Below are 23,010 nucleotides of genomic sequence, written 5' to 3' on the forward strand. Positions count from 1 at the left end.
CAACCATCCCAAATGCGACGAAAGGTTCTCGGTGAAGATCGGTATTCTGAGCCAATGGTATGACCCCGAGCCGGGCCCGGCAGCGCTACCCGGTGTCCTTGCGCGGGAGCTTGCTCGTCGCGGACACGAAGTTAAGGTGTTGACGGGATTTCCGAACTATCCCACTGGACAGCTTGCTGAGGGCTATCGAATAAAACCACGCATGGTGGAGAACTTGGATGGCGTTGAGGTGACTCGTACCGCGCTGATCCCGAACCACAGCCAGTCGGGCATCGGACGAATTTTGAATTATGGATCGTTTGGAATCACAGCGGCGATACTAGGCGATCGTGCCTTGAAGGATATCGATGTTCTGTGGGTCAATTATTCACCAATCACGGTTGCACTACCTATGTTCGTTCAAAGGGCTCGACGCACACCAGTAGTTTGCGAAGTGGCAGATTTATGGCCGGATACCATGTTGGTGGCGGGCCTGACTGGTGCCAGCCGTCTAACTACTGTCACTGAGCCTCTTTTGCATGTATGGACCAACGCTATGTACCGCGCCTCACGGTATGTGGTACATATTGCTCCAAGTGTGGGGAGCGTTCTTCAAGCACGTGGAGTACCGATCGAAAAAATCCGCTTTATTCCGAAACCTGCGGAGGAACAGCACTTCCATCGCAATGGAAAATCTTTGCGAGCTGAGATGGGAATAGATGATAAAGACATCGTAATTCTCTATGCCGGTGCAATGGGAGCCGCGCAGGATCTGTCGAGTCTAGTTTCCGCCGTAGGCCTGACTCGGGATTCTCGGCTTAGATTGATCTTGGTCGGCTCTGGGACAGAAGAAGCCACGTTGAAGACCCTTGCCGCGGACGATCCGCGTGTGATGTTCCTGGGACGTCGGCCTATGGACCAAATGGCAGATTTGCTTGCAACGGCGGATGCAGCGTACATCGGCTTGGCTGCTCACCCGCTGTCGCGCATGACAATGCCAAGCAAAACGCAAACTATCCTTGCAGCAGGGAAGGCGTCCATTGTCGCAGCTGAAGGTGATGTGGCAGATGTAATCGCAGGAGCAGGAGCAGGTTACGTTGCTGCAAGCGGGGATCCGCAAAGCATTGCATTGGCCCTCGCCGAAGCGCTTTCCGACGGACGGCAGGCCTTGGCCAGCATGGGTCTCCGGGCCCGTGAAGAGTACGATCGGCGCTATAGCGTTTCCACGACCACTAATGCGGTGGAGAAGCTACTCATGGAGGCGGCTTCCACTTCAACGATCCCACCCATCAATTCACTTGCATTTCGAAAAGACGAAATTGACACGGTTGCCGCTTTGCACATGAAGGCCTTCCCGGAATTCTTCCTTTCCAAACTTGGATTGCCCTTCCTGAGACAGTTCTACGCGGGATTCCTAGACGACCCAACAGCGGTAGCTGTCGTCGAGCGAGATACTGAGGGGCGTCCGGTAGGTGTGGCCGTCGGCAGCACGGAACCAGAAGGCTTCTTCCGCCGGCTACTGAAGAATCGTTGGCGCGGATTCGTCGGAGCAAGCATCGCTTTCGGTCTTCAAAAACCGTCCGCCATTCCCAGGCTAATCCGTGCAGTCAACTACCGGGGAGATTCACAGATAAATGAGCCAGGTGCCCTGCTCAGTTCCATTTGTGTGGATCCAGAGTCCCAGGGAACCGGAGCAGGAGCACGGTTGCTCAGCTCATGGACTTCAAATGCAAGAAGCCAAGGCGCACAGAGGGCCTTTTTGATGACCGATGCCCTGGATAATGATGATGTGCGTGCCTTCTACGAGCGCCGCGGTTGGACAGTTCACGACACGCATACCACCCGTGAGGGCAGAATTATGGTCAAGTATTTGCTTGATCTATCTGACTATGCCAATACCCAAAAAGACGAGACAGGAAAATAGTGGAACAACAGGCGTTTCTTCCGTTTGCACTGCCAGATATCACCGAGCGGGAAATTGAGGCGGTCGTTGAATCCATGCGTTCTGGATGGGTAACGACTGGGCCCAAGACCGCTGAGTTTGAAAAGACGATGGCGACCTTCCTGGGCGACTCGGAACTACACTGTGTTGCCGTGAATTCCGCGACCGCAGGTTTGCACCTCGCCGTGGAAGCGCTGGGCCTGGGCCCTGGCGACGAAGTACTAGTTCCCACTTGGACTTTCACCTCGACAGCCGAAGTGGTTCGATACGTTGGGGCAACGCCTGTCTTTGTTGACGTCGAAGAATCGACTTTGAACATAGATTTCGACGATGCAGAATCCAAGGTGAATGCCAATACCAAGGCGATCATGCCGGTCCACTTCGCAGGCCACTCGATCTCCGCAGATCGGATCGAAAAGTTCGCTTCTCGTCATGGCCTTAAAGTGGTCGAAGATGCCGCCCATGCTTTCCCGGCCACCAATGGCTCGTCTATGGTTGGAAACAGTTCCAGCGATGCCGTTGTTTTTAGCTTCTATGCAACCAAGACGATTACCACAGGTGAGGGTGGCCTCTTGGTAACTCGCAATGCGGATCTTGCCCAGCGTGCCCGGACGATGCGACTTCACGGGATTAGCCGCGATGTTTTCGCACGCTACACCTCTAAGGTTCCTGCATGGCGCTACGACGTAGTAGCTCCAGGTTTCAAATACAACATGACTGATATTGCCGCAGCTATGGGTGTCGTTCAGTTGTCTCGTGCGGAAGAGATGCGTCAGAATCGCGAAGCGATCGCAGAACGATACTTTGAGGCTTTTGCCGGTCTCCCAATCGGCCTTCCGGAATCTGGACAGGGTTTGCGACACAGCTGGCACTTGTTTGTACTGCGGGTTGGAGACGCCGCCCCCATCGATCGTGATAAATTCATTGAGGACTTGGCAGGTCTCGGAGTAGGAACGAGTGTGCACTTCATTCCACTTCACCGGCACCCATACTGGCGCGAGACCTACAACCTCTCAGCCTTCGATTTCCCCATTGCCGAACGCGCCTTCGAGCAGACCGTTAGCTTGCCGATATTCTCGAGCATGACTGAACAACAAGTGGATCGCGTGATTAACGCCGTCAAGAAGGTTTTGGCGCCAGCATGAAACGGCTTTTTGATTGTGTAGCTGCAGGTGCGGGACTGATTTTGGCTTCGCCGGTTTGCGCCATCGCGGCGATCTTAGTTCGAGCAACGTCCCCAGGGCCGATACTCTTTCGGCAAGAACGAGTCGGTCTCGACGGGAAGCATTTCAACATCCGCAAATTCAGAACCATGCAAATCGACCACGGGGGACCATCCGTTTCCACCGCGTCAGACCACCGGATCACTGGCGTGGGACGAGTATTGAGAAAATCGAAAATCGACGAACTCCCTCAGCTGCTTGACGTGTTGCAGGGAAGCATGTCGCTCGTTGGACCTCGCCCAGAAGTCCCCAAGTATGTGGACCTCTGGCCAGCTCATCTGCGCGACCAGATACTTAGCGTCCGGCCGGGAATAACAGACCCCGCCTCGATCGCTTATCGCAATGAAGCTGATGAGCTGGAAAAAGCTGTTGAGCCGGAACGCTACTATGTGGACGTAATCCTGCCTCGAAAGGTTGAGATGTATGCAAAATATGTTCGTGAACAGTCGTTTGCCAGCGACCTACGAATTTTATTAGCGACTGCTCGATCATTAGGTCCAGCAAATGATCGTCGTAAGCCTTGATATGTTGATGAATGGAGACTCAGTGAACGAGCAGAACTTGGATATAAAGGTGCCGGAATCAGTTCTGATTACCGGGGGGACCGGTAGCTTTGGCCACCGAATGGTGCGGCATCTTCTTGATACGGGATCCGGCCGGGTTCACGTACTGAGCCGAGATGAAGCCAAACAGGATCAGATGCGTCACGACCTAGGTGACGATCGCATCCGCTACTTTATCGGTGACGTCAGGGATTACGATAGCGTCGTAGCAGCGACGCGCGGGGTGAGCCACGTTTTTCATGCGGCCGCCCTAAAGCAGGTACCGTCAGCCGAGTTCTTCCCGATGCAAGCGGTCAAAACCAACGTCCTAGGCAGCCAGAACGTCATTCGTGCCGCCGAAGCAGAAGGCGTGGAATCCGTAGTTTGCCTTAGCACTGACAAAGCCGTTTATCCGGTCAATGCAATGGGAATGACGAAGGCGCTAATGGAGAAAGTGGCGCAAGCTCATGGACTCGAAAACCCCAATGCTCGCACCACTGTATCGTGCGTACGTTACGGAAACGTCCTTTATTCGCGAGGCAGCGTAGTTCCGCTCTTCATCGCCCAGCTCAAGCAGGGCAAACCGATCACGGTAACCGATCCGAACATGACTCGTTTCATGATGAGCCTGGACCAAAGCGTGGACCTGGTGACCTATGCATTCACCCACGCAGAGCAGGGAGACTTGTTCATTCGGAAAGTTCGCGCCTGCACGGTTGGTGACCTGGCCACGGCGGTCAGCGAACTGTTTGAACAGCCAACAAAACTTAAAGTCATCGGGACCCGGCATGGGGAGAAGCTTTCCGAGCAATTGGCCACGCGTGAAGAACTGGCGCGTGCCTTTGACCACGACACCTATTTCCGTGTGACCGCGGACAAGCGTCAGCTGAACTACAAGGCATTCTTTGAGCAGGGGCAAAAAGAGGTCAGCGTCTATGATGACTACGACTCTCATACGTCTAGTCGGATGAATGTTGACGAGACAAAGGAATTGTTGCTCAGTTTGCCGGAAGTACGACGTGAGTTAGAGGGATGGGCCGCGCGATGAGGATGGTACTTACAGGGGCCGGGGGGTTTCTTGGGTGGCATACGCAACTCCGCGCGTTTGCGACGAATGGCATTACCCTCGATCGCTTGAGTCTCCGCGAGAGCTTTGACGCCAGCGGCGCCAGTACCGTGCTGAATGGTGCCGACCGAGTTGTCCACATTGCTGGTGTCAACCGCGGAACAGACGAAGAAGTCGAGAATGGCAATATCCATCTCGCTGAACAGCTCGTAGCTGCGCTAAAGGCGACTCAACAAAAGCCTCGAACAGTCGTCTATGCTAATTCCATCCAGGCCACGTTGGATAATCCGTATGGCCGGGGCAAGCAAGGCGCCGCAGAGATCCTTAGAGCCGCATGCGACCAACTCGGTATCGTATTGCTGGATCTCAAGCTACCCAATTTGTTCGGGGAAGAAGGAAAGCCGAAATATAATTCAGTGGTTGCCACATTCGCTCATCAGGTGGCAACCGGTTCAACACCTGTAGTTGCCGAGGACAGGGAGTTGACGTTGATGCATTCGCAGGAAGCGGCCCGGCTCTGCCTTGAAGCAACCACCGAGCTGGAAATGGAGACCGCAGCGGTCAGAATCCTCAGCGTTTCTGAGATTGCTCAGACGTTCATGGAATTTCACAGGCACTACGTGGTCGGCGAGCTGCCCGCCCTAGCAGATACCTTTGCACGTGATCTATTCAATGTCTACCGCGCGGCCGTCTTCAAGCATCGCCCGGTGATAAAGTTCGAAACGCGAGCAGATGACCGTGGGTATTTGGTGGAAACCATGAAAAGTCACGGAGGTGAGGGCCAGACTTTTTTCTCCACCACAAAGTCGGGTATAACTCGCGGCGACCATTTCCATCTGCGCAAGATCGAGAGATTCGTCGTTCTGAGCGGTGAAGCCACTATACGACTGCGAAAAATGTTCACAACCGACGTTCTTGAGTTCGCTGTCAGCGGGTGTAAGCCGGTGGCTATCGACATGCCCGTGGGATGGGTCCACAGCATCACCAATACAGGCAAAACGGATCTTTTCACGCAGTTTTGGACTAACGAAATATTCGATTCGTCCGATCCCGACACCTTTTACGAGAAAGTTCTGTGAATACCTTGAGCACCCGTTCCAAATTGAAAGTCGTGACCGTCGTTGGGACCCGGCCAGAGATCATTCGTCTATCATGTGTCATCCAGAGGTTGGAAGAGGCTACCGAGCATGTCCTGGTCCACACTGGTCAGAACTATGACTATGAATTAAACGGTGTCTTTTTCGAGGACCTTGGGCTACGTCGTCCCGACCATTTCCTCGAAGCTGATACATCATCGCTTGGTGCGGTTCTAGGTGACGTCTTGAAAGGAACTGAACGCATCCTGATCGAGGAAAAGCCAGACGCAATGGTGGTTCTAGGAGATACCAACAGTTGCATTTCCGCACTTATAGCCAGACGTATGAAAGTGCCTGTTTACCACCTTGAAGCGGGGAACCGGTCCTTCGACCCCAACGTCCCCGAAGAAATCAACCGACATCTGGTGGATCACGTCAGTGACTATAACCTTGTCTACACCGAGCACTCGCGACGCAACCTACTTTCCGAGGGACTCCACCCGAAGAACATTCTGTTGATGGGGTCGCCGATTGCAGAAGTACTTGCGACGTATGGCGGTGCAATACGAGAATCCAGTATTCTCGAAGACCTGAGACTCACTCCCCGACGTTACCTGTTAGCAAGTGTTCACAGAGAAGAAAACGTAGACCGGGCAGATCGTTTGCGTTTAGTGCTGGATTCGCTCCAGGCTGTTGCAGAGGAACGGGACATGCCAATCCTAGTGTCAACTCATCCGCGAACGAGACAACGGATAGAGAAGTTTGGTCTCGAATATGGTTCAAGGATCAAGCTTCACAAACCGCTGGGATTCCTTGACTACAACAAGCTTCAAATGGAAGCACACTGCGTGATCTCTGATTCGGGGACGATCTCGGAAGAATCCACGATGTTGGGCTTTCCCGCCGTGACACTTCGGGATGCCATCGAGCGACCAGAAGCCCTAGATACCGGTGGGATCATAAGTACGGGTCTGACGCCGGGCGATGTGGTGGATGCGGTTCAACTGACTGTCCGCCAACATGAGGTTGACGGACCAGCAGTTGTGCCTTCTGACTATCAGATTCAGGACTCATCACGCCGTGTGGTCAATTTCATTCGTTCCACTGCTCGAACTCATCATGCTCGTCAGGGAATACGGATATAGAGTTGGGAAATAATAAAATCATAAAAACACTCTATTCAATCCATTTTTCGTAGTATCTTTATGACGTCAAAATTTCATGCAACAATGCGAGAGGTTTGTAATAACGCATTTAGAAGCACAAAAATTTTGATTCTTTATAATAACAATTATTTTATAGGACTCTAACTAAAAGACCTCCAGTTAGAATCGAAGTCGAGCATAACCATGTGGTTTGACAATATATATTCGACCGATCTTAAACGATATATGTCACTCGTTGTGTATAATGAATATTTTCATAAATAAATTATAATTTTGAAAGATTGATGAACGCAAATGAAAATTGCCATTCTGTGCACAGGATTTCCGCCAGCGTATTTGGGGGGTGGTCCTATTAGGACAATAACCGCCATGTTAACTTGGGCGGATCCGCGGCACGACGTCGTGGTTGTCACCAACAATTTTGACGTGGGCTCGCCGGAACCGCTCGTGGATCTGACTGACAGGTGGCATAAGTGGGGCATGGCTAACGTCAAATATCTGCCACGAGGGATGAAAGGTCTGATTCGAGGCATACGCACAGTATTTCGTTCTCGCCCCGATGCCATTTATGCGAATAGCTTCTTTAGTCCTCGATTTTCAATCGTATTTCAGATCCTCAATAAAGTCAATAGATATTCAGTTTTGGTAATCGCGCCGCGTGGAGAGCTTGATCCAGGTGCCCTAGCACAAAAAGCTGTCAAAAAACGTGCTTATATCGCTTTGTCTCGCGCGCTAGGAATAACACAGAACGCTATTTGGCATGCTTCATCTACTCTTGAACTAAAGAATATAGAAATGGCTTTGGGACACAAAGTTCGAAGCATAGTCCGTGAAAATGACACCCTATTACCCGAGCAGGCCTTGCCAGCTAAAGAGCCCGGAAATACTTTGAGTCTCGTAAGTCTTTCTCGAATTTCGCGGAAAAAGAATATCCATGTTCTTCTGATTGCTCTTTGCGCAGTCAGAGAAGTGGTCAGTCTTGACATCATTGGTCCGGCTGAAGACGAGAGTTACTTTGCGGAATGTCAGGAAATCGTCCAGCGGCTTCCTCCCAACATTCACGTTCGCTTCGTTGGATCAATCGAGGCCCCACTCATAGTTGATCGTCTGAACGGCTACGATCTCATGGTGTGCCCGACATCGGGTGAAAACTTTGGGCATGTCATTGCAGAGAGTCTGGCGGCTGCGTGCCCTGTCATGTGCGCCGATGTGACACCGTGGACTAAAACTCTCCGTACTGGGGGAGGCGTTATTGTAGACACCCATGACCATATTGGATGGGCGCAGAGCATTACTGAATACTCCCAGGGGGGTGCCGCATTTTGGCGGGAACGTCGTGAAGAATCAAGACGGGCCTATTCAGCTTGGACAGCGGGCCGGACTGAGCCACACTTTTTCGACTTGCTTGAGAATGAGATCTTGTGAATTCTAGAGGCGTACGAAGCATGGCGCTCCAAGTAAAACGTGGGCTTTCGAGCAGATACTTTCGGGCGATCATAGTCTCTGGATTGGCCAGCCTCGCGCCGACAATTGTGACATTGGCATTGGCCAGATCTGGGACGTTAGACCCGCTGGGACTATTTGGGGCGATGTACGCAGTCTTCTTATTGGTCCAACAGCTAATGAGGGACATGTTCGTAAACGCCTTCTTGGCTCATAAACCGTCGATTGTGGATCAGAGGCTTAAAGCAGGTGTGGTATCGCTGGCGGGATTGGTCGTCGCCGGCTTATTGCTTCTCATTTCCATGCCAATGCAATCATTGCATTTTGCGGTTCTTGGTGCTTGTCTCCACGGAATATTGCTTGGATCTTACTTTCGCACCCTTGATCTGAGCTTGGGCAACGGCCGATCAGCGTTAATGCAGGAAATGGCGGTCTTTTGCTCGGTACTAGTCGCAGGTATCGCGTCCGTTCTGTATGGAACCAGTGGATTCTCCGTTGTGATTACATGGGCGGTGTCCTACGCGCTGGTGGGTTATATCTCTAGCTGGAAGGCGAAACTCCGGGTAGTACCACGGTGGGAAATGACACCACAAGAATCCCGAACTGGCCGTGGGTTTGGGTTCCAAGGCTTAGTAGGTTCGGGTTCCGTTCACGTGTTGACATTGCTACTAACCACGGTATCGACTGCAGTGGTCGGCGTATTTCGAGTCAGCAGTACATTGCTGGGGCCCGCTAATCTGATTAGCAGTGCATTGCAACCGATCCTAATCGGTTCTCTTTCTGACGGAAACGGCCCCCGGACAATTGCTGGGGGTGCTGCAGTCGATTGGCCACGTGCAAAAGTATCCGCTGTAGTACTTCCGGTGGTTGTATCTCTAGTTTGTCTGGCACTATTGGGTGTGGGCTCTTTTTGGGGCGCCCTTCTATTCCCTGGCTTATGGGAAACGGCATCCCCAATCGTTGCTGTGATGTTTTGGGATGTCATTATTGTCGCAATTGGCTTGGTTCCTCAAACAATCCACCGAATCACGTGGGCAAGTAGGCCTGCGTTGCTGATAAGTATTCTGAGTGCTTCAATTCGTATTCCAGCTGTGCTAATTGGGGCCGTGGTTTTTGGAGCCATCGGTGCCGCATATGGATTCTTAATTGTTACAGTAATAAATACTGCTTTACTTTGGTTGTCATGTCTTCGTTTGATTAGAAATAAAATATGAAATAAAACTAAGTGTGCATTATCGTAATCTAAAGCAACGTGATTATGGCTTAAAATACTTTTTGTAGGAATTGAACTTATAATCGCATTTTAATGATAACTTGACTTGATGTTGTTATAACCGCAAGCTTCGATTGAATATCAAGAGGGATGCTTGCATTTCCATGAAGAACGGTCGAGGATCCTGCTCAGTAGTGGCGGCCAGAGCGGGTGAAACTTAAAGTGATGTCCCGAGAGAATGCATGCCAACTGCGCGGATAACCGCGGCCAAGTCGGCATATTTGACATTACATTTCGGCAAGCTTTTGGACTATAAGTCATCGATGGCGCTTCGATTGGAACAATGTTTTTCGGAACCTGGACAGATCATCGTCAGGCCGGAGCTCACTTGGTGTCGTATGAATTTTTGTATACCGCAGTCTGATGATGAGAATCGACTTCGGTTCATCAAGTGGCGTTACCGCGGAGTAGAAGACGTTCACACCTGAGTTGCATGGGCCAGTTCAAATTCGACGATTGTCCTGAGTGAAGGTAGTAATTCGTCCACCATGCGTTCGTAGACCGCATCGTTTTGCCGATAGGGATCAACGACATCCATGCTTCCGCTGAGTTTCATTCGGGCGGAGTGGCGATTTAGGGGAGCAATCTTGAGAAGTGTCACCCATCGTTCCAAAACCGCTGCAGGCCGATTGCCACTTGGGAACGATACGCTTGAATTTGCCATCAATTCAACGAGTACAGCAGCAAATTCACGGATCGTGTATGTGCGCTTTAAGAGCTTGGGACTTAGCTGAACAATTTGGCTACGGTGCGCGTCGGTCAGCGCAAGTACGAGATCGACTTCACTCGCCATATCAGACGTTAGTTGACGTGCCGAGAATCCATCGGCCGAGATTCCAATGTCTCTAAGTTTGTTTGACGCGCGATCGTCCATCTGATGTCCGGCCAATGCATGCGTTCCTGCACTTTGAATATCGAACGATCTAGGTGAGAGGCGGTTCAATTCGGATTGAAGAAATAGTTCGGCATAAGGTGATCGGCAAATGTTGCCGGTGCAGACTGTGAGGATCCTGATCATGACTTGATCTTAGCCAATCCGGCAGGCCTTTCATCGAAGGTAACGAGTGAGCCGTCGCAAAAAACGACGGCGTTTGCCCTTGGATTCTAGGGGTCGTTGCAACACCAGTGTTCAGCTAGCTATAAGTAAACCACGAAGTCGTTCGGCAGGGCTATCCCAGCCGAGCGACCTGCGCGGACGGTTGTTGAGTCGCTGCTCAACGAATTTGAGGTCCGCCGGACCGTGGACCGACAGGTCGGTGCCCTTGGGGAAGTATTGGCGCAGCAGCCCGTTGGTGTTTTCGTTGGAGCCGCGCTGCCAGGGGCTGTGCGGGTCGCAGAAGTAGACATTTATGCCGGTGGCGATGCCGAAGCCCTTGTGGTTGGCCTTTTTCACGCCTTGGTCCTAGGTCAGTGACCCGCGCAACTGCGCCGGGAGGCTGCCCATGGTTTTGATCAGCGCATCCCGCACCGTTTCGGCTGTGTGGTCCCCGTCCAGGTGGACCAGCATGACGTTGCGGGTTTTGCGTTCCACGAGGGTGACGATGGCCGATCCGCTATGGGCTCCAACCGCCAAATCCTCTTCCCAGTGCCCCGGGATTGCGCGGTCTTCGACCTCTGCGGGGCGTTCGGAGATGTTGACCATCGGGTCGCGGAATCGGCTGGCGCGTTTTTCGGGGCTCTTATGTTTTTTGCGATAGGTGCGTCCGGTGCACAGGGCTGGCTTGGCCGCACGTCAGAGCCCGCCGCGAGACGGCACATAGATGGCTTGGTAAATGGTTTCGTGGGTCGCGCGCATCCGGAGGTCATGGGGGTGGTCCTTGATGAGGCAGTTGGAAATTTGTTCCGGGGACCAGTCTTCCTTCAGCATCTTCTCCACGTAGTCCCGCAGCGGGCCGGGTTCCGCCAGCTTGCTGGACTTGAAGCGGGCCCTGCGGCCGGCCGCAGCCCGGTGGGTGCCGTGGGATATGTACCCGAGCTTCGGATGCCGGTTCCGCGCAATCTCGCGGCTGATCGATCCCGGGCAGCGGCCCAGCTCCCGAGCGATCGCCCGTTGCGAATCGCCCCGGGACAGCATATCGGCGATGGTTTCCCACTCTTGCACTGACAGGTAGCGGGAGCTGATCTCCTGTTCCACGACAGCCAACGGCGTCGGGTGTGGCGAGCCTGCAGGAATGCCGAGCGGAGCGTACGTGGACGTATTTTCTTGCTCCGTAAAAGATGTAGTCACCTCAAGGTTATACGCCAGCGGAGGCGTATCCGGGTAAACGTACCGCCCATCGATCTTCACCATGCCGTCGTCCCAGCGCTGCCCGGTCCTCGAGACCACTCCGACGCTCGTTGCCGCTTCCTGACGGCTGAGTCCCAGCGCGCGCAGACGCAGGTATTCTTCCTTCCGTCCCGGAATCACCTTCGGCTTGGACTTGCCGTGCTTGCGAGCCCAGTTGAAACACGTGCTGCGGTTCAAGCCCAGCCGGGCGGCAGTGCCGTCCACGGAGTCCAGCTCGGCCAGTACGACGAAGAACTCATCCTTCTGCGCCTGTGTGTACTTGCGCGAGGGTCCCTCTGCTCGTGGCTTTTTATCCACGGCGCCGGACTTATATGCCCAGTCGAAGGCTGTCGGCACGGGCATTCCCACTTCCCTGGCTGCCGCACTGATGTTACCCAAACGGTCTAGAGCAACCAGGAATTGATCCCTGTCATCCTGCGTGAATTACCGTTTGGTGTTTCCGGCGGAGAACCCGGCGGCACGGGCCCAATCGTAGCCGGTGGGCCGCGGTATCCCGATGTCCCGGGCAGCCTTGGTGACACTGCCCCAACGTTCCAGTGCGTCAAAGAAACGGTTCTTGTCCGCTTGCGTATAACTACGGGGCTTGGGGCCACCTACGGCGACAGGCGCGGAACCCAATTTTTTCCTTAGAGGCAATTTTTTCCTTAAGGAAAGATCTTGAATTGATTCGTCGGTCACGTTCGTTGCAACTCCCGGAGAATGGGGCGTCGGACCGATGGCTGGAACTCAAGCGCCAACGTCGATCCCTTGTTCATGGTCATGGCAGAGCCCAGCGCCTCCCTGGTTTCGGAGCTGAAGAAACTCGTCTCCCAGTTGCGGAAGATCATTGGCGATGAGCGCCGGATGCTGGTCGGGTTTCGACCGTGGCGGTTGATCCCCAACGCTCTTCGCCCACATGCACGCTGCAGGCTTTGACGTGCTCACCTGGCGCAAAGGCAGCACCCCGGACATCAACGAATCCGTCTTCTCCCCGGTGACCGACATTGATGACCATGGCACCAAGAACATGTGGCATCGGGTGGCCGATACCGAGGTAGAGGTCCTGCTGAACGCCAAGACCGGAGAGAGCTTCAGGATGAGGCAGGTCTCCCAGGGCGTTCCTTTGACCAAGGGTGAAGGAACTCGCCAGATTCATATCCTCACCACCCTCGATACCCAGAAAACGATGGATACCGCCGAGGTCTTTTATCGTATGGCGGCACGGTGGCGGCAAGAGAACTACTTCCGCTTCGGACGGGAACGCTGCGCCCTGGACGCCCATGACTCCTATGTCAGCACTGAAGTTGATCCGCTACAGTTGGTACCGAATCCTGCCAAGACGAAAGCGAAGCTGGTGCTGCAGAACGCTCGAGCGCAACGGGATGCTGTTGATAACACGGTTACGTCCACGCTGCTGACGCTCACCACTCCAGGGTCCGGCGCCAAGGGCCTCACGATCACCAACCAGATGCATAACGACATCAATGCACCCCTGTTCAAAGCTGAGAATGCACTCAACAAAGCCGAGGATGCGCATCAGCAGTTGGCTGCACGCGCGCCCTTGGGTGAAGCTCGTCCCGGTGCCCAAGTCTTGGATACCGAGATGAAGCGGTTCACGCACATCATCCGCATGGCCGCGTTCAACACCGCCGTGATCTTGGCTCGGGAAGTTCGGGTCAATACCGGCTATAAGAGGGCCGATCGGGAAGCGTATAACTTGGTGCGAAAGATTTTCACCCAGCAGGGCGATATCGATCCGAGCGTCCCTGGGTACTTGACGATCACGTTGGATCCGATGCCGACCATGCGTGAAACCGTTGCCGTGCAGGAACTATGTGAGAGTCTGACCGAGACCCAAACCCGGTACCCGGGCACCGATCTGATCCTGCGATTTGGCATCAAGGAACGGCTTTGAGTTGATCGGAATTAACTCGGGTCAAACTTTCCAGTCCAGACCCCTGAGGCTATTCAGCACAAAATGGGCATCTTGCCGCGTCAGGGGCAGAATGTCCATAAAATGCGTCAATTCCAGCTAAGATTGGAGGAAACCCCTCAGGCCTTTTCGGCTGCGCGCAAATAAACCGGGAGCACTATCAGTGGAACAGCTTGAAGAAAATGTAGCCGATGGTCCGGATTTGAGGCAGTATCTGCGTACCTTTCGCACGTTTTGGAGGAGCATCACCAGCATCGTCCTGGTAGCAGTCATCTGCGCCTTCGGTTGGACCTTGACACAGCAGCCTCTATATTCTGCGTCAGCATCCGGTCTTGTCATCGCTACTGGAGCTGACACCGCAGCCTTGGCCCTGTCAGGTGATAGTTTGGCGAAGTCGCGAGCAATTAGCTACAAGAGCATTGCTGCCACTCGCACGGTCGCAGAACGAGTCCGAGAAGAGCTGAAACTCGATGCAAGTGCCGAGCAGCTCCTGGGGCAGCTCGAAGTTGAACTTCCTACCGGAACCGCCGAGGTGCGTTTGAAGATCATCAATGCGGATCCGGTTCTGGCTCAGAAAACCGCAAACGCCTGGGTGGACGCCCTCGCGGAACAGGTCACGGAAATTGAATCCGGATTTGCCAGCGGATCGTCGAACGACGAATCAATCGTTCAACTCGTTCCACTGGTGGATGCTGAAGTTCCGACATCGCCGGTATCGCCCAACACGAAGCTCGCTCTTGCTCTAGGTGCGGTACTCGGACTGGCGCTCGGTGCCGGCTTCGCATTGCTTCGGCAGCATATGGACCGTCGGGTTCGCTCCGTGGAGGATCTTGAGAAACTGGGCACCTCGGTCATCGGCACTATCCCGCTGGACCCGCGCTTGGTGAAAAACCGCACGACCGTCGAGACCGGGGCCTTGGACCATGATGATCGTGCCTCTCACCCGTATGCAGAGGCACTGCGCGAGCTGCGTACCAACCTCACGTATGTTGATGTCGACAAGCCGGCACGGGTCATCCTCGTGACTTCTTCGGTGCCGGGCGAAGGCAAGTCTTCTGTTGCTGCGAACTTGGCCATCGCCATTGCGTCCACCGGACGGCCAACGATTCTTATAGATGCAGACTTGCGCCGCCCAGTGGTGACGGATATCTTCGGTCTGCCCGGCGGAGCGGGTCTCACCGACGTACTGAGCCAACAGGCAACACTGGACGATGTTTTGCAGCCCTACGGTCCGATCCCCACATTGTCGATTCTTGCTGGAGGGCGGATCCCCCCGAACCCGTCAGAACTCTTGGGATCTCAGGCAATGCTGTCATTGCTGGATGACTTGAGTCGTGATGCCTTGGTTCTAATCGATGCGCCCCCGCTTCTTCCTGTCACTGATGCCGCAGTCTTGGCCAACTTTGTCGATGGGGTCTTGGTCGCCGTCAAGGCGGATTCGACCTCCACGGATGAAGTAGCCAAGTCGTTGGGCAACCTAGACAAGGTGGGTGCGAATGTACTGGGGTTCGTCCTGAACCAGGTGCCGACCAAGGGTGCGGGAGCTGCCAACTACGGTTACTACGGCCAGTACTACTACGCGGCGGCGCTGCCCGAAAAGGGCAAGGGGAAGAAGCCCAAGACCAGCCGACGCCTCAAGAATGCCGTTCCGGTGGATGCGCCAAGGCGCGTGGGAGAGCGTCAGCAGTATTCCTACAATGGCGAGACCGTGCAGGACGCCGACACCACACACATTCAGGCCGATGCACATTTTGATGATGTGTTAGCGACAAGAGCTGACATGCGCCACCTACGGCGCTAGTCGGTTTGACACGAGGGCGTTCGTACCAAGAACAATATTTTCTTGGGACGAACGCCCTTTTAGTTTCAAAACTGATCTTGTGAGGAAGCCGAACGGCAGCCAGCCACCCGGCGTTGCATCGGTAACCATCTCCGATTGAACGCGGGGGAGTGCGCGCGATCTCAGATGCGCCCCTGCAGGGCCGCGTAGTAGCCATTCAGGTACCCGGTAGTGGTGGGATGCAAGTTGAATGGATCTTCGAGGTTTCCCACGTTGAAATAGATCCACGGCCTGTTCGCCCCGAGTCCGTGGTTGTTGAAGGCACCGGTGACCGAGATAAATTTCGCATCCGTATGTTTGGTTGCCTTCTTGATGGACCGGTTCAGTGCGTCACCGAGCTTGTTCAAGGCCCTGGCATGTTTGGCGGAGATCAGTGCTTGGTCTCCGTTGGAGGTGGCGAAGAGTCGCGGGTAGCCCAGGACCAGGATCTTGCCGCGGGTGGCCCTGTCGATCTTCCGCAGTGTTGCGTGTGCCGATGCACCCACAGCGGGGATGGCCTGCCGGCCCAGACGCAGGGCGGCATCGCAGTCAGCAACGGTGCCCATGGTGTTGCAGGCAAGGACGAGGCCCTTGATGTCCAGATCGTTGGCGCCGAGAGTCAAGGTCACCAGTTCCGCCTTGGCCAGGTAGGGAGCCACCAACGGCAGCGAAGCGGCGATGTCCGTGGTGGTGGCTCCGGCGCAGGCGGCATTGACCGTGAGGTTGACCCGATGACTAGCGTCCAGCATCGTGACGTGTGTGGGTCCGCTGCCTTGGAGACAGTCGGGTACGGGACCAGCGACTAGCGTCCCGGATCCGAAGCCCGCCGAGTAGGAATCACCGAGATTCACATAGTCGATGGTCCTCGAATGCGTTTTGTGTGGAGAGTGGTACGCGGTGGCCGGCGCGATGCCGGTCAAGGTGAGGGCAAGCGCGGCGGCGCCGGTGCCCAGGAGAGTGAGAAAACGGAGGGATCTGTTGCGAGCCATGGGAAAGCCCTATCTCAAGATGGCGGTGCACGCTGTGGCGCACCGGTCCAGGCCCGAATGCACGGGCGGCAAATGACGCACACGTATATCCCCGTGTACGTGGGTGGCGCACCCCCAAGGTCTTGCCACCGACCGTCCTCGAAAGAACGTGGAACGGCTCAGCTGACGGCGTGCCGGCACCCTGGCCAGCGCGTATAACCAATCGTAAGGGCCGTGGGTCGCGGAATACAGTGTTGTGGGCGATTGAGATGCGCCGGCTACTGCCAGCGGCACACCTGGTGGGCAAGGCACCACGAGGTGTCGGGTCATACGGCGTGCGTGGATCCGGCAGGTGCGGAATGGAAATCCTGTTCTGAAGTTACAATAGGGATTTGCCCCGGAACCACGGGTATAGGCACGCGTGTAGCGCCCGCTTTCAGGAACGAAAATGAGGCGAGTAAACACGGTAGCCCAAATGAGGGTCCTGACCCGACAATGTCATAAGAGATCAGTAGGGTTTGAGAGACAGAATCATTTCGAGGTCCGGAGGAAGTCAGTGGGAATCAGTTGGCCAGTAGTTAGCTCAAACGGCGGAAACATGGATGAGGCAGGCCAGCAGGAGATGCGAGCCCTTCTAGACGAGTTCGGAGATGTCATTGCCCTACAGCTCAGATATCTCGGACTTCAGCCTCACACTTCACCTGTATACAGGCCATTTTCCTTAGTTGTCCTTCGAGACAGAGAAAAGGTATTAGCGGGATTTAGCCCAGCATCTGGGGTGTCTCAACTTAGTTGGCTGGACGAGTCTAGCCAACGGTTCGCACCAGTTGCGATGGTCGAGCTCCTCAAGAACCAACTTGGCTGGGAGGTCAGTGCTGTAGTCACTCTGCCCTTACCCAATGATCCTAGACGCTCCGAAAAGATTGAAGCGGCAGCTACTGTTCACACAAAGGAGATTGAAACGTTGAACGCACTAGGGAAGCTCGGCGACATCGGGCACGTTCGTCACCTAGAGAATGATCTTATGAGATTCCTTGAGGATCACCCAGAGCCCAGCCGAAACGTCTTCATTATGATGCGATTCAGCGACACTCCGCAGATGAAGCAGATCCACGATGCAATTGTTGCTGGTCTCGCAGAACATGGAATGAACGCAGTCAGGGCCGACGACCGTGACTACACAGGGGAACTGTGGTCCAATATCGAGGTCTATCTAACCGGATGCCAGTACGGAATTGCAGTCTTTGAAGACATCGAGCTCCGTGATTTTAACCCGAACGTCTCGCTAGAGCTGGGATACCTCATGGGCCGGGGGAAACGAACTCTCCTACTCAAGGAAAAGAGACTCCCGAAGATTCCATCGGACGTTGTCCACCGGCTCTACAAGGAGTTCGACGGCTACGACATCGAGAACTCCATTCGCCGGGAAGTGGGACAGTGGATTAGCAGGGATCTCAGGTTGCAGTTCTAGGACTGCCTAACGTCATCGCAATGACGGAAGTGAACACAACGAAGGCCCCAGAAACAGCGATTAGTATAAAGGCAACACGGTTTCCCACATGCCAGATGCCACAATCCAAGATTCCAGTGGGCCATCATGAAAGGCATGACTCAACCTACGATCTACCGAACCGAACCTATGGCCACTCGTGCTTTCGCCTGAAGAGTCGTTAGAGATCTGCCCCGGAACCAGGGCGTCTGCAAAGTCGCGGATGGGCCCGCCCGTCTTAATATGTGAGACCCAAGCGGTGAATCAGGCAGCAGCTTTTAAAGGACAGGAGCTCCTGTTAAGCATGTGAATATCAGCCCACATGTTTCAACAGGAGTTCCTTCGTGCAATCTTCCCATCTGCAAGCCCTTGTTGACCAATTTTCCGCCGGCGAGCCGATCCTTGTGGATCCTTCTCGCGTGCTGGCGGCATTGGCGCAGCTGCCGGATCCCCGGGCCAGACGAGGGGTGCGTTACCAATTCGCCCACCTGGTCCTCATCATGCTGTGCTCTGTGTTCGCCGGGGCGAGGACCCTGGTGGAAATGGCTGAGTGGGCCGCAGACACCGCACGGACCGAGCTCGCTTCCTGCGGGATCGGCGCACCGCATGCCACCATCTTGGCACGGGTCTTCGAGCAGCTTGATTCGGACGCCTTCGACTAATGGTCGCCGACTGGGCGCAAGGCCTCGGCTGACCGGCAGCCATCGCGGTGGACGGGAAGAAAATGCGCGGCGCCAAGAACGGCAAGGGAAGCCGCGTCCACCTACTCTCGGCGATCGACCAGGACACCCACGCGGTGCTGGCTCAGGTAGCGGTCGGTGAGAAAAGCAACGAGATCGCGCAGTTCCCGGTACTCATGGACCATTTTCGGTCCCTGACAGATGTGGTGGTCACAGCCGACGCCCTGCACACTCAGACCTGCCACGCCCACTACCTTGCAGGACGCGGGGCACACTACATTTTCACCGTGAACGCGAATCAACCCACGCTGTTGAAACAGCTTTCCGAGACGCCTTGGGAGCAGGTTCTAACCGGAGATCGCAGCAGCGCCAAAGCCAACGGCCGTCAGATCATCCGCACCATCAAATGCGCCACCCTCAGCCCTTGCATCAAGTTCCCCCACGCGCTCCAGGCCATGCAGATCACCCGGAAATCCAGCCCCGTAGGCAGCAAGAAGTGGCATCTTGAAACCGTCTACGCGGTCACCTCGCTGCCGGCCTACCAGGCGAGTTCAGCCCAGCTGGCAAGCTGGGTTCGCGTCCACTGGGTAATTGAGAACAGTCTCCACTGGAGGCGGGACGTCCTCTTCCAAGAGGACAACCACCAGGCGCGCAACGGCGAGACGCCACGGGTGAGGGCCATCCTGCGGAACATCGCCATCACCATACTTAAATGCCTGGGCCACAAGAACCTCGCCAAGGTCACCCTGCACCTGCGGAACCACCCGGGCAAGATCCTCGACATGATCAAATTCAGCTCACGCTGACGACTTTGCAGAAGCCCTGGGGGCACCCACGCATGCCCAAACTCCCGGGCTGGGATACATTAATTTAATGGACACTCAGGATGACAACAAAAAAATTGAGAATAGCTACCTTGACGAGACTTGGACGCCGGAAGGTGATGACGATTGGAAGCCCAACGAAGGGCTGATTTGGCATTATACCAACGGTCACGCGTTGGGGAATGTTCTTGGTAAACACGAGCTATGGGCGAGTAGCACCGCATTCATGAACGACCGTGAAGAAAGGCAACTTGCAGATAAGTATCTCGTCTCTGCTAAGAAGAAGCACGGTTTGGAACTCCCATGGGAACTGGGGGAATCCGGCCATTGGGCTGAAGAACACACATTTTATGGACAGAGTAATGAGCGGTTCCTCCTAAGCGCGTCCCGCAACGGGGATTCGCTCTCAATGTGGAGAGGATATGCCGGCACTGGCAGCCAGTCGTTCGCAATTGGATTGGAGCCGTCTGCCGAACTTTGCATTTTGGATCCTTCAACAGGAGATAAGTCTGCAAGAGATTATGTGGCGCGGTTTTCGCCGTGGGCCCTAGACAAATGGTGGGGCGAGGATATTTATCCGGACGTATCAGGTTGGTTCCCCGTTGTGTATGATCAGGACAAGTCGAAGAATCTAGCCGAGAATGCAATTAAGTACTTGGCAGATGCCCTAACCGGGCATCGGGCGTTTGAATCGGATATCGACGCAGGCCATCTCTATGACGCGGCATACGACACTACTGAAAAGCTCCGTAATCGCATAAAGCACCATGGCTTTCAAGATGAGAATGAAGTGCGCATCGTTGCTTCGGCAGATACGCCTCTTCTTAAATTTCGTTCAGGACGATGGGGAATGATTCCATACATCGTATTAACCGGAGTGAAGAATATGGGTGAGAATAAGGTCGTTCAGAATCCATATAAGCTCCCAATTAGAGAAATTCGTATGTCACCTACTCCTGTGGAAGACCAGCAATCCTCACGACGAAGTCTTGAAGCGCTGCTGAAGTCAAATGGCTACCAAGATGTTAAAGTAAGCGTCTCGGAAACACCTTTTAGAGAATGAGTTAGCCTGTATTCACCGTTCCGCCTGTGGCCGCAGTTTGATCTTGGCGGTCGGAGGCGGTTTGATTTTTTGCGAGCGGGTGCGGTGCCGGCCTGCCGGCTGTTGTTCTGCGATGGTTTCGTGGATTCGCCAGGTCATTCAGGACTCTGATCCGTCCGGGGGAGGTCCAACGGCGGCGGGTTCAGGGGTCCTGACTGGTGTTTGAGTGGCGTTAATTAGCGGCAACTCAATGTTGCTCTTTGATAATGAATTACAGGATGGGGCCGGTGCGCGAGTCTCTGGGTGTCGGGTGTGGGTCGCGGCGAGGCTCTGGCAACGTTTGGACCCCGCGATGATTTCCCGACTGGTCGTCATCAGATCCCGCATGATGCGCAGGAAGCCCGGCTGGGTGCGGTCGATGTCGCCAGAATTGCGTGAAGACCTGCCTCAACAAGTTGTGTGCTTCAAAGTCAGCGCGCTTGTACCAGGACTCTGGGTATGGTCGCTTGAGTCGAGTGAATTCGTGTCGGCTTAGAGCCGTTCCTTGATGCCGAATCGTAGGACCAGGTCGGTGCCCGGATACCGGGTTTCGGTGCCGGTCAGGCTCCAGCAAAGTTCGGCCACGCCTTGGTTTCCCGCATGGTCGGCATCGGATCCAAGGTGATCGTGAGATGCCCCGGAACGCTCGGGTCAATGTCGCCGGGCTGGGTGAGGACCTGGCGGACCAGGTTGTGGGTTTCATTTTTTGCCGCCCGATATCCGGTGCTGAGCCGGACCTCCCGTGCAAGGGCCACCGCGGTGTTATAGGCTGCCATGCGCAGGATATGGGTGAAGCCTTTCATCTCCAGATCCAGAACCTGCTGGCCGGGCAGCACCTGTCCCAAAGGCAATCTTGTCTCCAACGACTGGTAGGCATCTGGCGCCACGCGGAGACCGGATGCGCCGACACCTTTAGCTTGAGCCCCTCGCATCGTAGGGGCTACCTGTGGTGAGCCTAGCGGACACGGTAATCTGGATGGCCACCCCACGTTCGCAAACCCACGCCGGCTCGAAACTCCCTGTCCTGCGATCGCGTAGCCGGCCAATCGAGGCGACCGCTCAAGCGACCAACAGCCTGCCATTGTCAGCCTGGGCCGGCCACACGGTAACCACAGGCAAGTATGAAAGGGGAAAGTGAAGGGACTCTGTGTGAGTAGTTTGAGCGTGGCTCCATGCTGTGCGTAGAAGTAACCTGCGGGATTCTTGGGCATTGAAGCGTCGGTCGGGTTGATGTTGGCCCTTGGTCGAACCCACATACGCAGGGCAGGGAGGGAGGGTCTTGTTATCGAATTTGGTGAGGGAGCATCTGTTTCCAACTCTTCTGCTCGGGGAGGGCTTGCAATCCCGGCGCTGTTCCTTGCAGATGATGATCGCTCGAAAGTGGCTGGACCCGTGGTGGGTAACTCCGTACGCACCTGCCCCCACCTTAACTGTGGCGCGAGCCCAAAGCGGTGTTGACGCCGGGTGACGGTCATGATCGTGCGGTGCTGGTACTTACTCGGAAAATCGGAAAAGGGAAGGAATAGGTCCTTGTTCGCGAGGATATGGTGCTGACTATCCTCGATGTCAAGGGCGATTCGCTCAGGATTGGATTCAAACCCCGCGGCATCAAGGGCCAGCGGGCCGAGACATTGGCAGCGGTGACCGGGGCAAACCAGCAGGCAACGGCCGCCGCTAACGAATCCGCCGAGGCCGTGCTGCATGTCCTTTTGCCGGCCGCTTCCGCTCTTGGTGCGCCGAGCGCTTAAAAAGCGACGCAATTAGCACTCGCCTTGACCGAGTGCTAATGGTTGCCTAAAGTCAGTGGTGGCGCTTGTTGATTTCAGCAGGCGTCGGAAGCCTGAGGTACACCAGCTGGCACCGCGACGACGGTTGGTATCACCCAAACGGCCCGTAAACCATTGGCACTCACGCAAAGGAGAGACGATGTCCGTCTCCATTAAGCCTCTCGAGGACCGCATTGTCGTCCAGCCGCTCGAAGCAGAAACCACCACTGCTTCCGGTCTGGTCATCCCCGATTCCGCGAAGGAAAAGCCGCAGGAAGGCAAGGTCGTGGCCATTGGCCCCGGTCGTGTCGATGACAACGGAAACCGTGTCCCGGTCGACGTAGCCGAAGGCGACGTCGTCATCTACTCCAAGTACGGCGGAACCGAAGTCAAGGTCGGCGGCGAAGAGTACCTGGTACTCTCCGCACGCGACGTCCTGGCCATCGTCGTAAAGTAGTTTTCCTCATAAAGCCC

General features: G+C 55.0%; 20 protein-coding genes and 1 pseudogene. 16 read left to right on the forward strand and 5 right to left on the reverse strand.

What is annotated here, in order from left to right; genetic code table 11:
- The first annotated feature begins 31 nt into the window (after window positions 1-31).
- The 8 genes from ADIAG_RS20690 (at window position 32) to ADIAG_RS21285 (ending at window position 9,651) form a co-directional block, all read left to right on the forward strand.
- On the forward strand, window positions 32-1,903 hold the full coding sequence (locus tag ADIAG_RS20690; RefSeq protein WP_161623927.1) for a GNAT family N-acetyltransferase: 1,872 nt from the start codon (window positions 32-34) through the stop codon (window positions 1,901-1,903).
- Window positions 1,903-3,066, forward strand: coding sequence for a DegT/DnrJ/EryC1/StrS family aminotransferase (locus ADIAG_RS03170; RefSeq protein WP_007269855.1), 1,164 nt, complete (start codon window positions 1,903-1,905; stop codon window positions 3,064-3,066). Before ADIAG_RS20690 ends, ADIAG_RS03170 begins: the two co-directional genes overlap by 1 nt.
- Window positions 3,063-3,668 (forward strand): sugar transferase, encoded by a 606-nt coding sequence (locus tag ADIAG_RS20695; protein ID WP_007269856.1) that lies wholly within the window; start codon window positions 3,063-3,065, stop codon window positions 3,666-3,668. Before ADIAG_RS03170 ends, ADIAG_RS20695 begins: the two co-directional genes overlap by 4 nt.
- Window positions 3,669-3,675: 7 nt before the next feature.
- The gene (locus ADIAG_RS03175) at window positions 3,676-4,734 is read left to right on the forward strand and encodes a polysaccharide biosynthesis protein (protein ID WP_043473373.1); all 1,059 of its coding nucleotides are present in this window, start codon (window positions 3,676-3,678) and stop codon (window positions 4,732-4,734) included.
- Window positions 4,731-5,831 (forward strand): polysaccharide biosynthesis C-terminal domain-containing protein, encoded by a 1,101-nt coding sequence (locus ADIAG_RS03180; protein ID WP_043473376.1) that lies wholly within the window; start codon window positions 4,731-4,733, stop codon window positions 5,829-5,831. Before ADIAG_RS03175 ends, ADIAG_RS03180 begins: the two co-directional genes overlap by 4 nt.
- Window positions 5,828-6,973, forward strand: a complete 1,146-nt coding sequence (wecB, locus tag ADIAG_RS03185; protein WP_007269859.1) for a non-hydrolyzing UDP-N-acetylglucosamine 2-epimerase — start codon at window positions 5,828-5,830, stop codon at window positions 6,971-6,973. The genes ADIAG_RS03180 and wecB overlap by 4 nt, the downstream gene beginning before the upstream one ends.
- A gap of 501 nt (window positions 6,974-7,474) precedes the next feature.
- Entirely contained in the window at window positions 7,475-8,419 is a 945-nt protein-coding gene (locus tag ADIAG_RS20700) for a glycosyltransferase (RefSeq protein WP_161623928.1), read from the forward strand.
- A gap of 206 nt (window positions 8,420-8,625) precedes the next feature.
- Window positions 8,626-9,651 (forward strand): MATE family efflux transporter, encoded by a 1,026-nt coding sequence (locus ADIAG_RS21285; protein ID WP_152426030.1) that lies wholly within the window; start codon window positions 8,626-8,628, stop codon window positions 9,649-9,651.
- A gap of 477 nt (window positions 9,652-10,128) precedes the next feature.
- Here ADIAG_RS21285 and ADIAG_RS20705 read toward each other — a convergent pair whose 3' ends face one another.
- The 3 genes and pseudogenes from ADIAG_RS20705 to ADIAG_RS03205 all read right to left on the reverse strand — a co-directional run bounded on the left by ADIAG_RS20705 (window position 10,129) and on the right by ADIAG_RS03205 (window position 12,615).
- Window positions 10,129-10,728 carry an arsenate reductase/protein-tyrosine-phosphatase family protein gene (locus ADIAG_RS20705; RefSeq protein WP_007269862.1) on the reverse strand — a complete coding sequence of 200 codons (600 nt, stop codon included), beginning with the start codon at window positions 10,726-10,728 and terminating at the stop codon, window positions 10,129-10,131.
- Between the two features lie 111 nt (window positions 10,729-10,839).
- A pseudogene (locus tag ADIAG_RS20710) lies at window positions 10,840-12,090 on the reverse strand (IS30 family transposase).
- 330 nt (window positions 12,091-12,420) lie between these two features.
- Window positions 12,421-12,615 carry a helix-turn-helix domain-containing protein gene (locus tag ADIAG_RS03205; RefSeq protein WP_007269866.1) on the reverse strand — a complete coding sequence of 65 codons (195 nt, stop codon included), beginning with the start codon at window positions 12,613-12,615 and terminating at the stop codon, window positions 12,421-12,423.
- 277 nt (window positions 12,616-12,892) lie between these two features.
- On the opposite strand from ADIAG_RS03205, the gene ADIAG_RS03215 reads away from it, so the two are divergent.
- Window positions 12,893-13,891 carry a putative transposase gene (locus ADIAG_RS03215; protein ID WP_007269867.1) on the forward strand — a complete coding sequence of 333 codons (999 nt, stop codon included), beginning with the start codon at window positions 12,893-12,895 and terminating at the stop codon, window positions 13,889-13,891.
- A gap of 181 nt (window positions 13,892-14,072) precedes the next feature.
- Window positions 14,073-15,710: a polysaccharide biosynthesis tyrosine autokinase gene (locus ADIAG_RS03220; RefSeq protein ID WP_007269868.1), complete on the forward strand. Its 1,638-nt coding sequence runs from the start codon at window positions 14,073-14,075 to the stop codon at window positions 15,708-15,710.
- Between the two features lie 161 nt (window positions 15,711-15,871).
- Here the strand turns inward: ADIAG_RS03220 and ADIAG_RS03225 are convergent, their stop codons facing one another.
- On the reverse strand, window positions 15,872-16,717 hold the full coding sequence (locus ADIAG_RS03225) for a GDSL-type esterase/lipase family protein (protein ID WP_007269869.1): 846 nt from the start codon (window positions 16,715-16,717) through the stop codon (window positions 15,872-15,874).
- Between the two features lie 577 nt (window positions 16,718-17,294).
- Here ADIAG_RS03225 and ADIAG_RS03230 point away from each other — a divergent pair.
- From ADIAG_RS03230 to ADIAG_RS21290, 4 genes are all read left to right on the forward strand, one after another.
- A complete protein-coding gene (locus ADIAG_RS03230) occupies window positions 17,295-18,167 on the forward strand; it encodes a hypothetical protein (RefSeq protein WP_152426032.1) in 873 nt (290 codons plus the stop codon).
- Between the two features lie 362 nt (window positions 18,168-18,529).
- Window positions 18,530-18,847: a transposase family protein gene (locus ADIAG_RS19880; RefSeq protein WP_007269871.1), complete on the forward strand. Its 318-nt coding sequence runs from the start codon at window positions 18,530-18,532 to the stop codon at window positions 18,845-18,847.
- Between the two features lie 47 nt (window positions 18,848-18,894).
- On the forward strand, window positions 18,895-19,671 hold the full coding sequence (locus ADIAG_RS03235; RefSeq protein ID WP_152426033.1) for an ISAs1 family transposase: 777 nt from the start codon (window positions 18,895-18,897) through the stop codon (window positions 19,669-19,671).
- Between the two features lie 67 nt (window positions 19,672-19,738).
- Complete coding sequence (locus tag ADIAG_RS21290; protein WP_007269873.1) at window positions 19,739-20,752, forward strand: DUF2971 domain-containing protein; 1,014 nt, start codon at window positions 19,739-19,741, stop codon at window positions 20,750-20,752.
- Window positions 20,753-21,330: 578 nt separating this feature from the next.
- Here the strand turns inward: ADIAG_RS21290 and ADIAG_RS03240 are convergent.
- A complete protein-coding gene (locus ADIAG_RS03240) occupies window positions 21,331-21,621 on the reverse strand; it encodes a hypothetical protein (RefSeq protein WP_152426034.1) in 291 nt (96 codons plus the stop codon).
- A gap of 693 nt (window positions 21,622-22,314) precedes the next feature.
- On the opposite strand from ADIAG_RS03240, the gene ADIAG_RS03245 reads away from it, so the two are divergent.
- Together ADIAG_RS03245 and groES are read left to right on the forward strand one after the other, a co-directional pair.
- Entirely contained in the window at window positions 22,315-22,518 is a 204-nt protein-coding gene (locus ADIAG_RS03245; protein WP_235045818.1) for a carbon storage regulator, read from the forward strand.
- A 178-nt stretch (window positions 22,519-22,696) separates the two neighbouring features.
- A complete protein-coding gene (gene groES / locus ADIAG_RS03250; RefSeq protein WP_007269876.1) occupies window positions 22,697-22,993 on the forward strand; it encodes a co-chaperone GroES in 297 nt (98 codons plus the stop codon).
- Window positions 22,994-23,010: the final 17 nt, after the last annotated feature.

Source organism: Paeniglutamicibacter gangotriensis Lz1y (assembly GCF_000348945.1).
In the GTDB taxonomy this organism is placed as follows: domain Bacteria; phylum Actinomycetota; class Actinomycetes; order Actinomycetales; family Micrococcaceae; genus Paeniglutamicibacter; species Paeniglutamicibacter gangotriensis.

Excerpts from the sequence above, each read along its gene's own strand:
- ADIAG_RS20695 (WP_007269856.1), top strand. The coding sequence starts at position 3,063 with ATGAAACGGCTTTTTGATTGTGTAGCTGCAGGTGCGGGACTGATTTTG.
- ADIAG_RS03175 (WP_043473373.1), top strand. The coding sequence starts at position 3,676 with ATGAATGGAGACTCAGTGAACGAGCAGAACTTGGATATAAAGGTGCCG.
- ADIAG_RS03180 (WP_043473376.1), top strand. The coding sequence starts at position 4,731 with ATGAGGATGGTACTTACAGGGGCCGGGGGGTTTCTTGGGTGGCATACG.
- ADIAG_RS20700 (WP_161623928.1), top strand. The coding sequence starts at position 7,475 with ATGGCTAACGTCAAATATCTGCCACGAGGGATGAAAGGTCTGATTCGA.
- ADIAG_RS21285 (WP_152426030.1), top strand. The coding sequence starts at position 8,626 with ATGTTCGTAAACGCCTTCTTGGCTCATAAACCGTCGATTGTGGATCAG.
- ADIAG_RS20705 (WP_007269862.1), bottom strand. The coding sequence starts at position 10,728 with ATGATCAGGATCCTCACAGTCTGCACCGGCAACATTTGCCGATCACCT.
- ADIAG_RS03215 (WP_007269867.1), top strand. The coding sequence starts at position 12,893 with ATGCACGCTGCAGGCTTTGACGTGCTCACCTGGCGCAAAGGCAGCACC.
- ADIAG_RS03225 (WP_007269869.1), bottom strand. The coding sequence starts at position 16,717 with ATGGCTCGCAACAGATCCCTCCGTTTTCTCACTCTCCTGGGCACCGGC.
- ADIAG_RS03230 (WP_152426032.1), top strand. The coding sequence starts at position 17,295 with ATGGATGAGGCAGGCCAGCAGGAGATGCGAGCCCTTCTAGACGAGTTC.
- ADIAG_RS21290 (WP_007269873.1), top strand. The coding sequence starts at position 19,739 with ATGGACACTCAGGATGACAACAAAAAAATTGAGAATAGCTACCTTGAC.
- ADIAG_RS03245 (WP_235045818.1), top strand. The coding sequence starts at position 22,315 with ATGGTGCTGACTATCCTCGATGTCAAGGGCGATTCGCTCAGGATTGGA.
- groES (WP_007269876.1), top strand. The coding sequence starts at position 22,697 with ATGTCCGTCTCCATTAAGCCTCTCGAGGACCGCATTGTCGTCCAGCCG.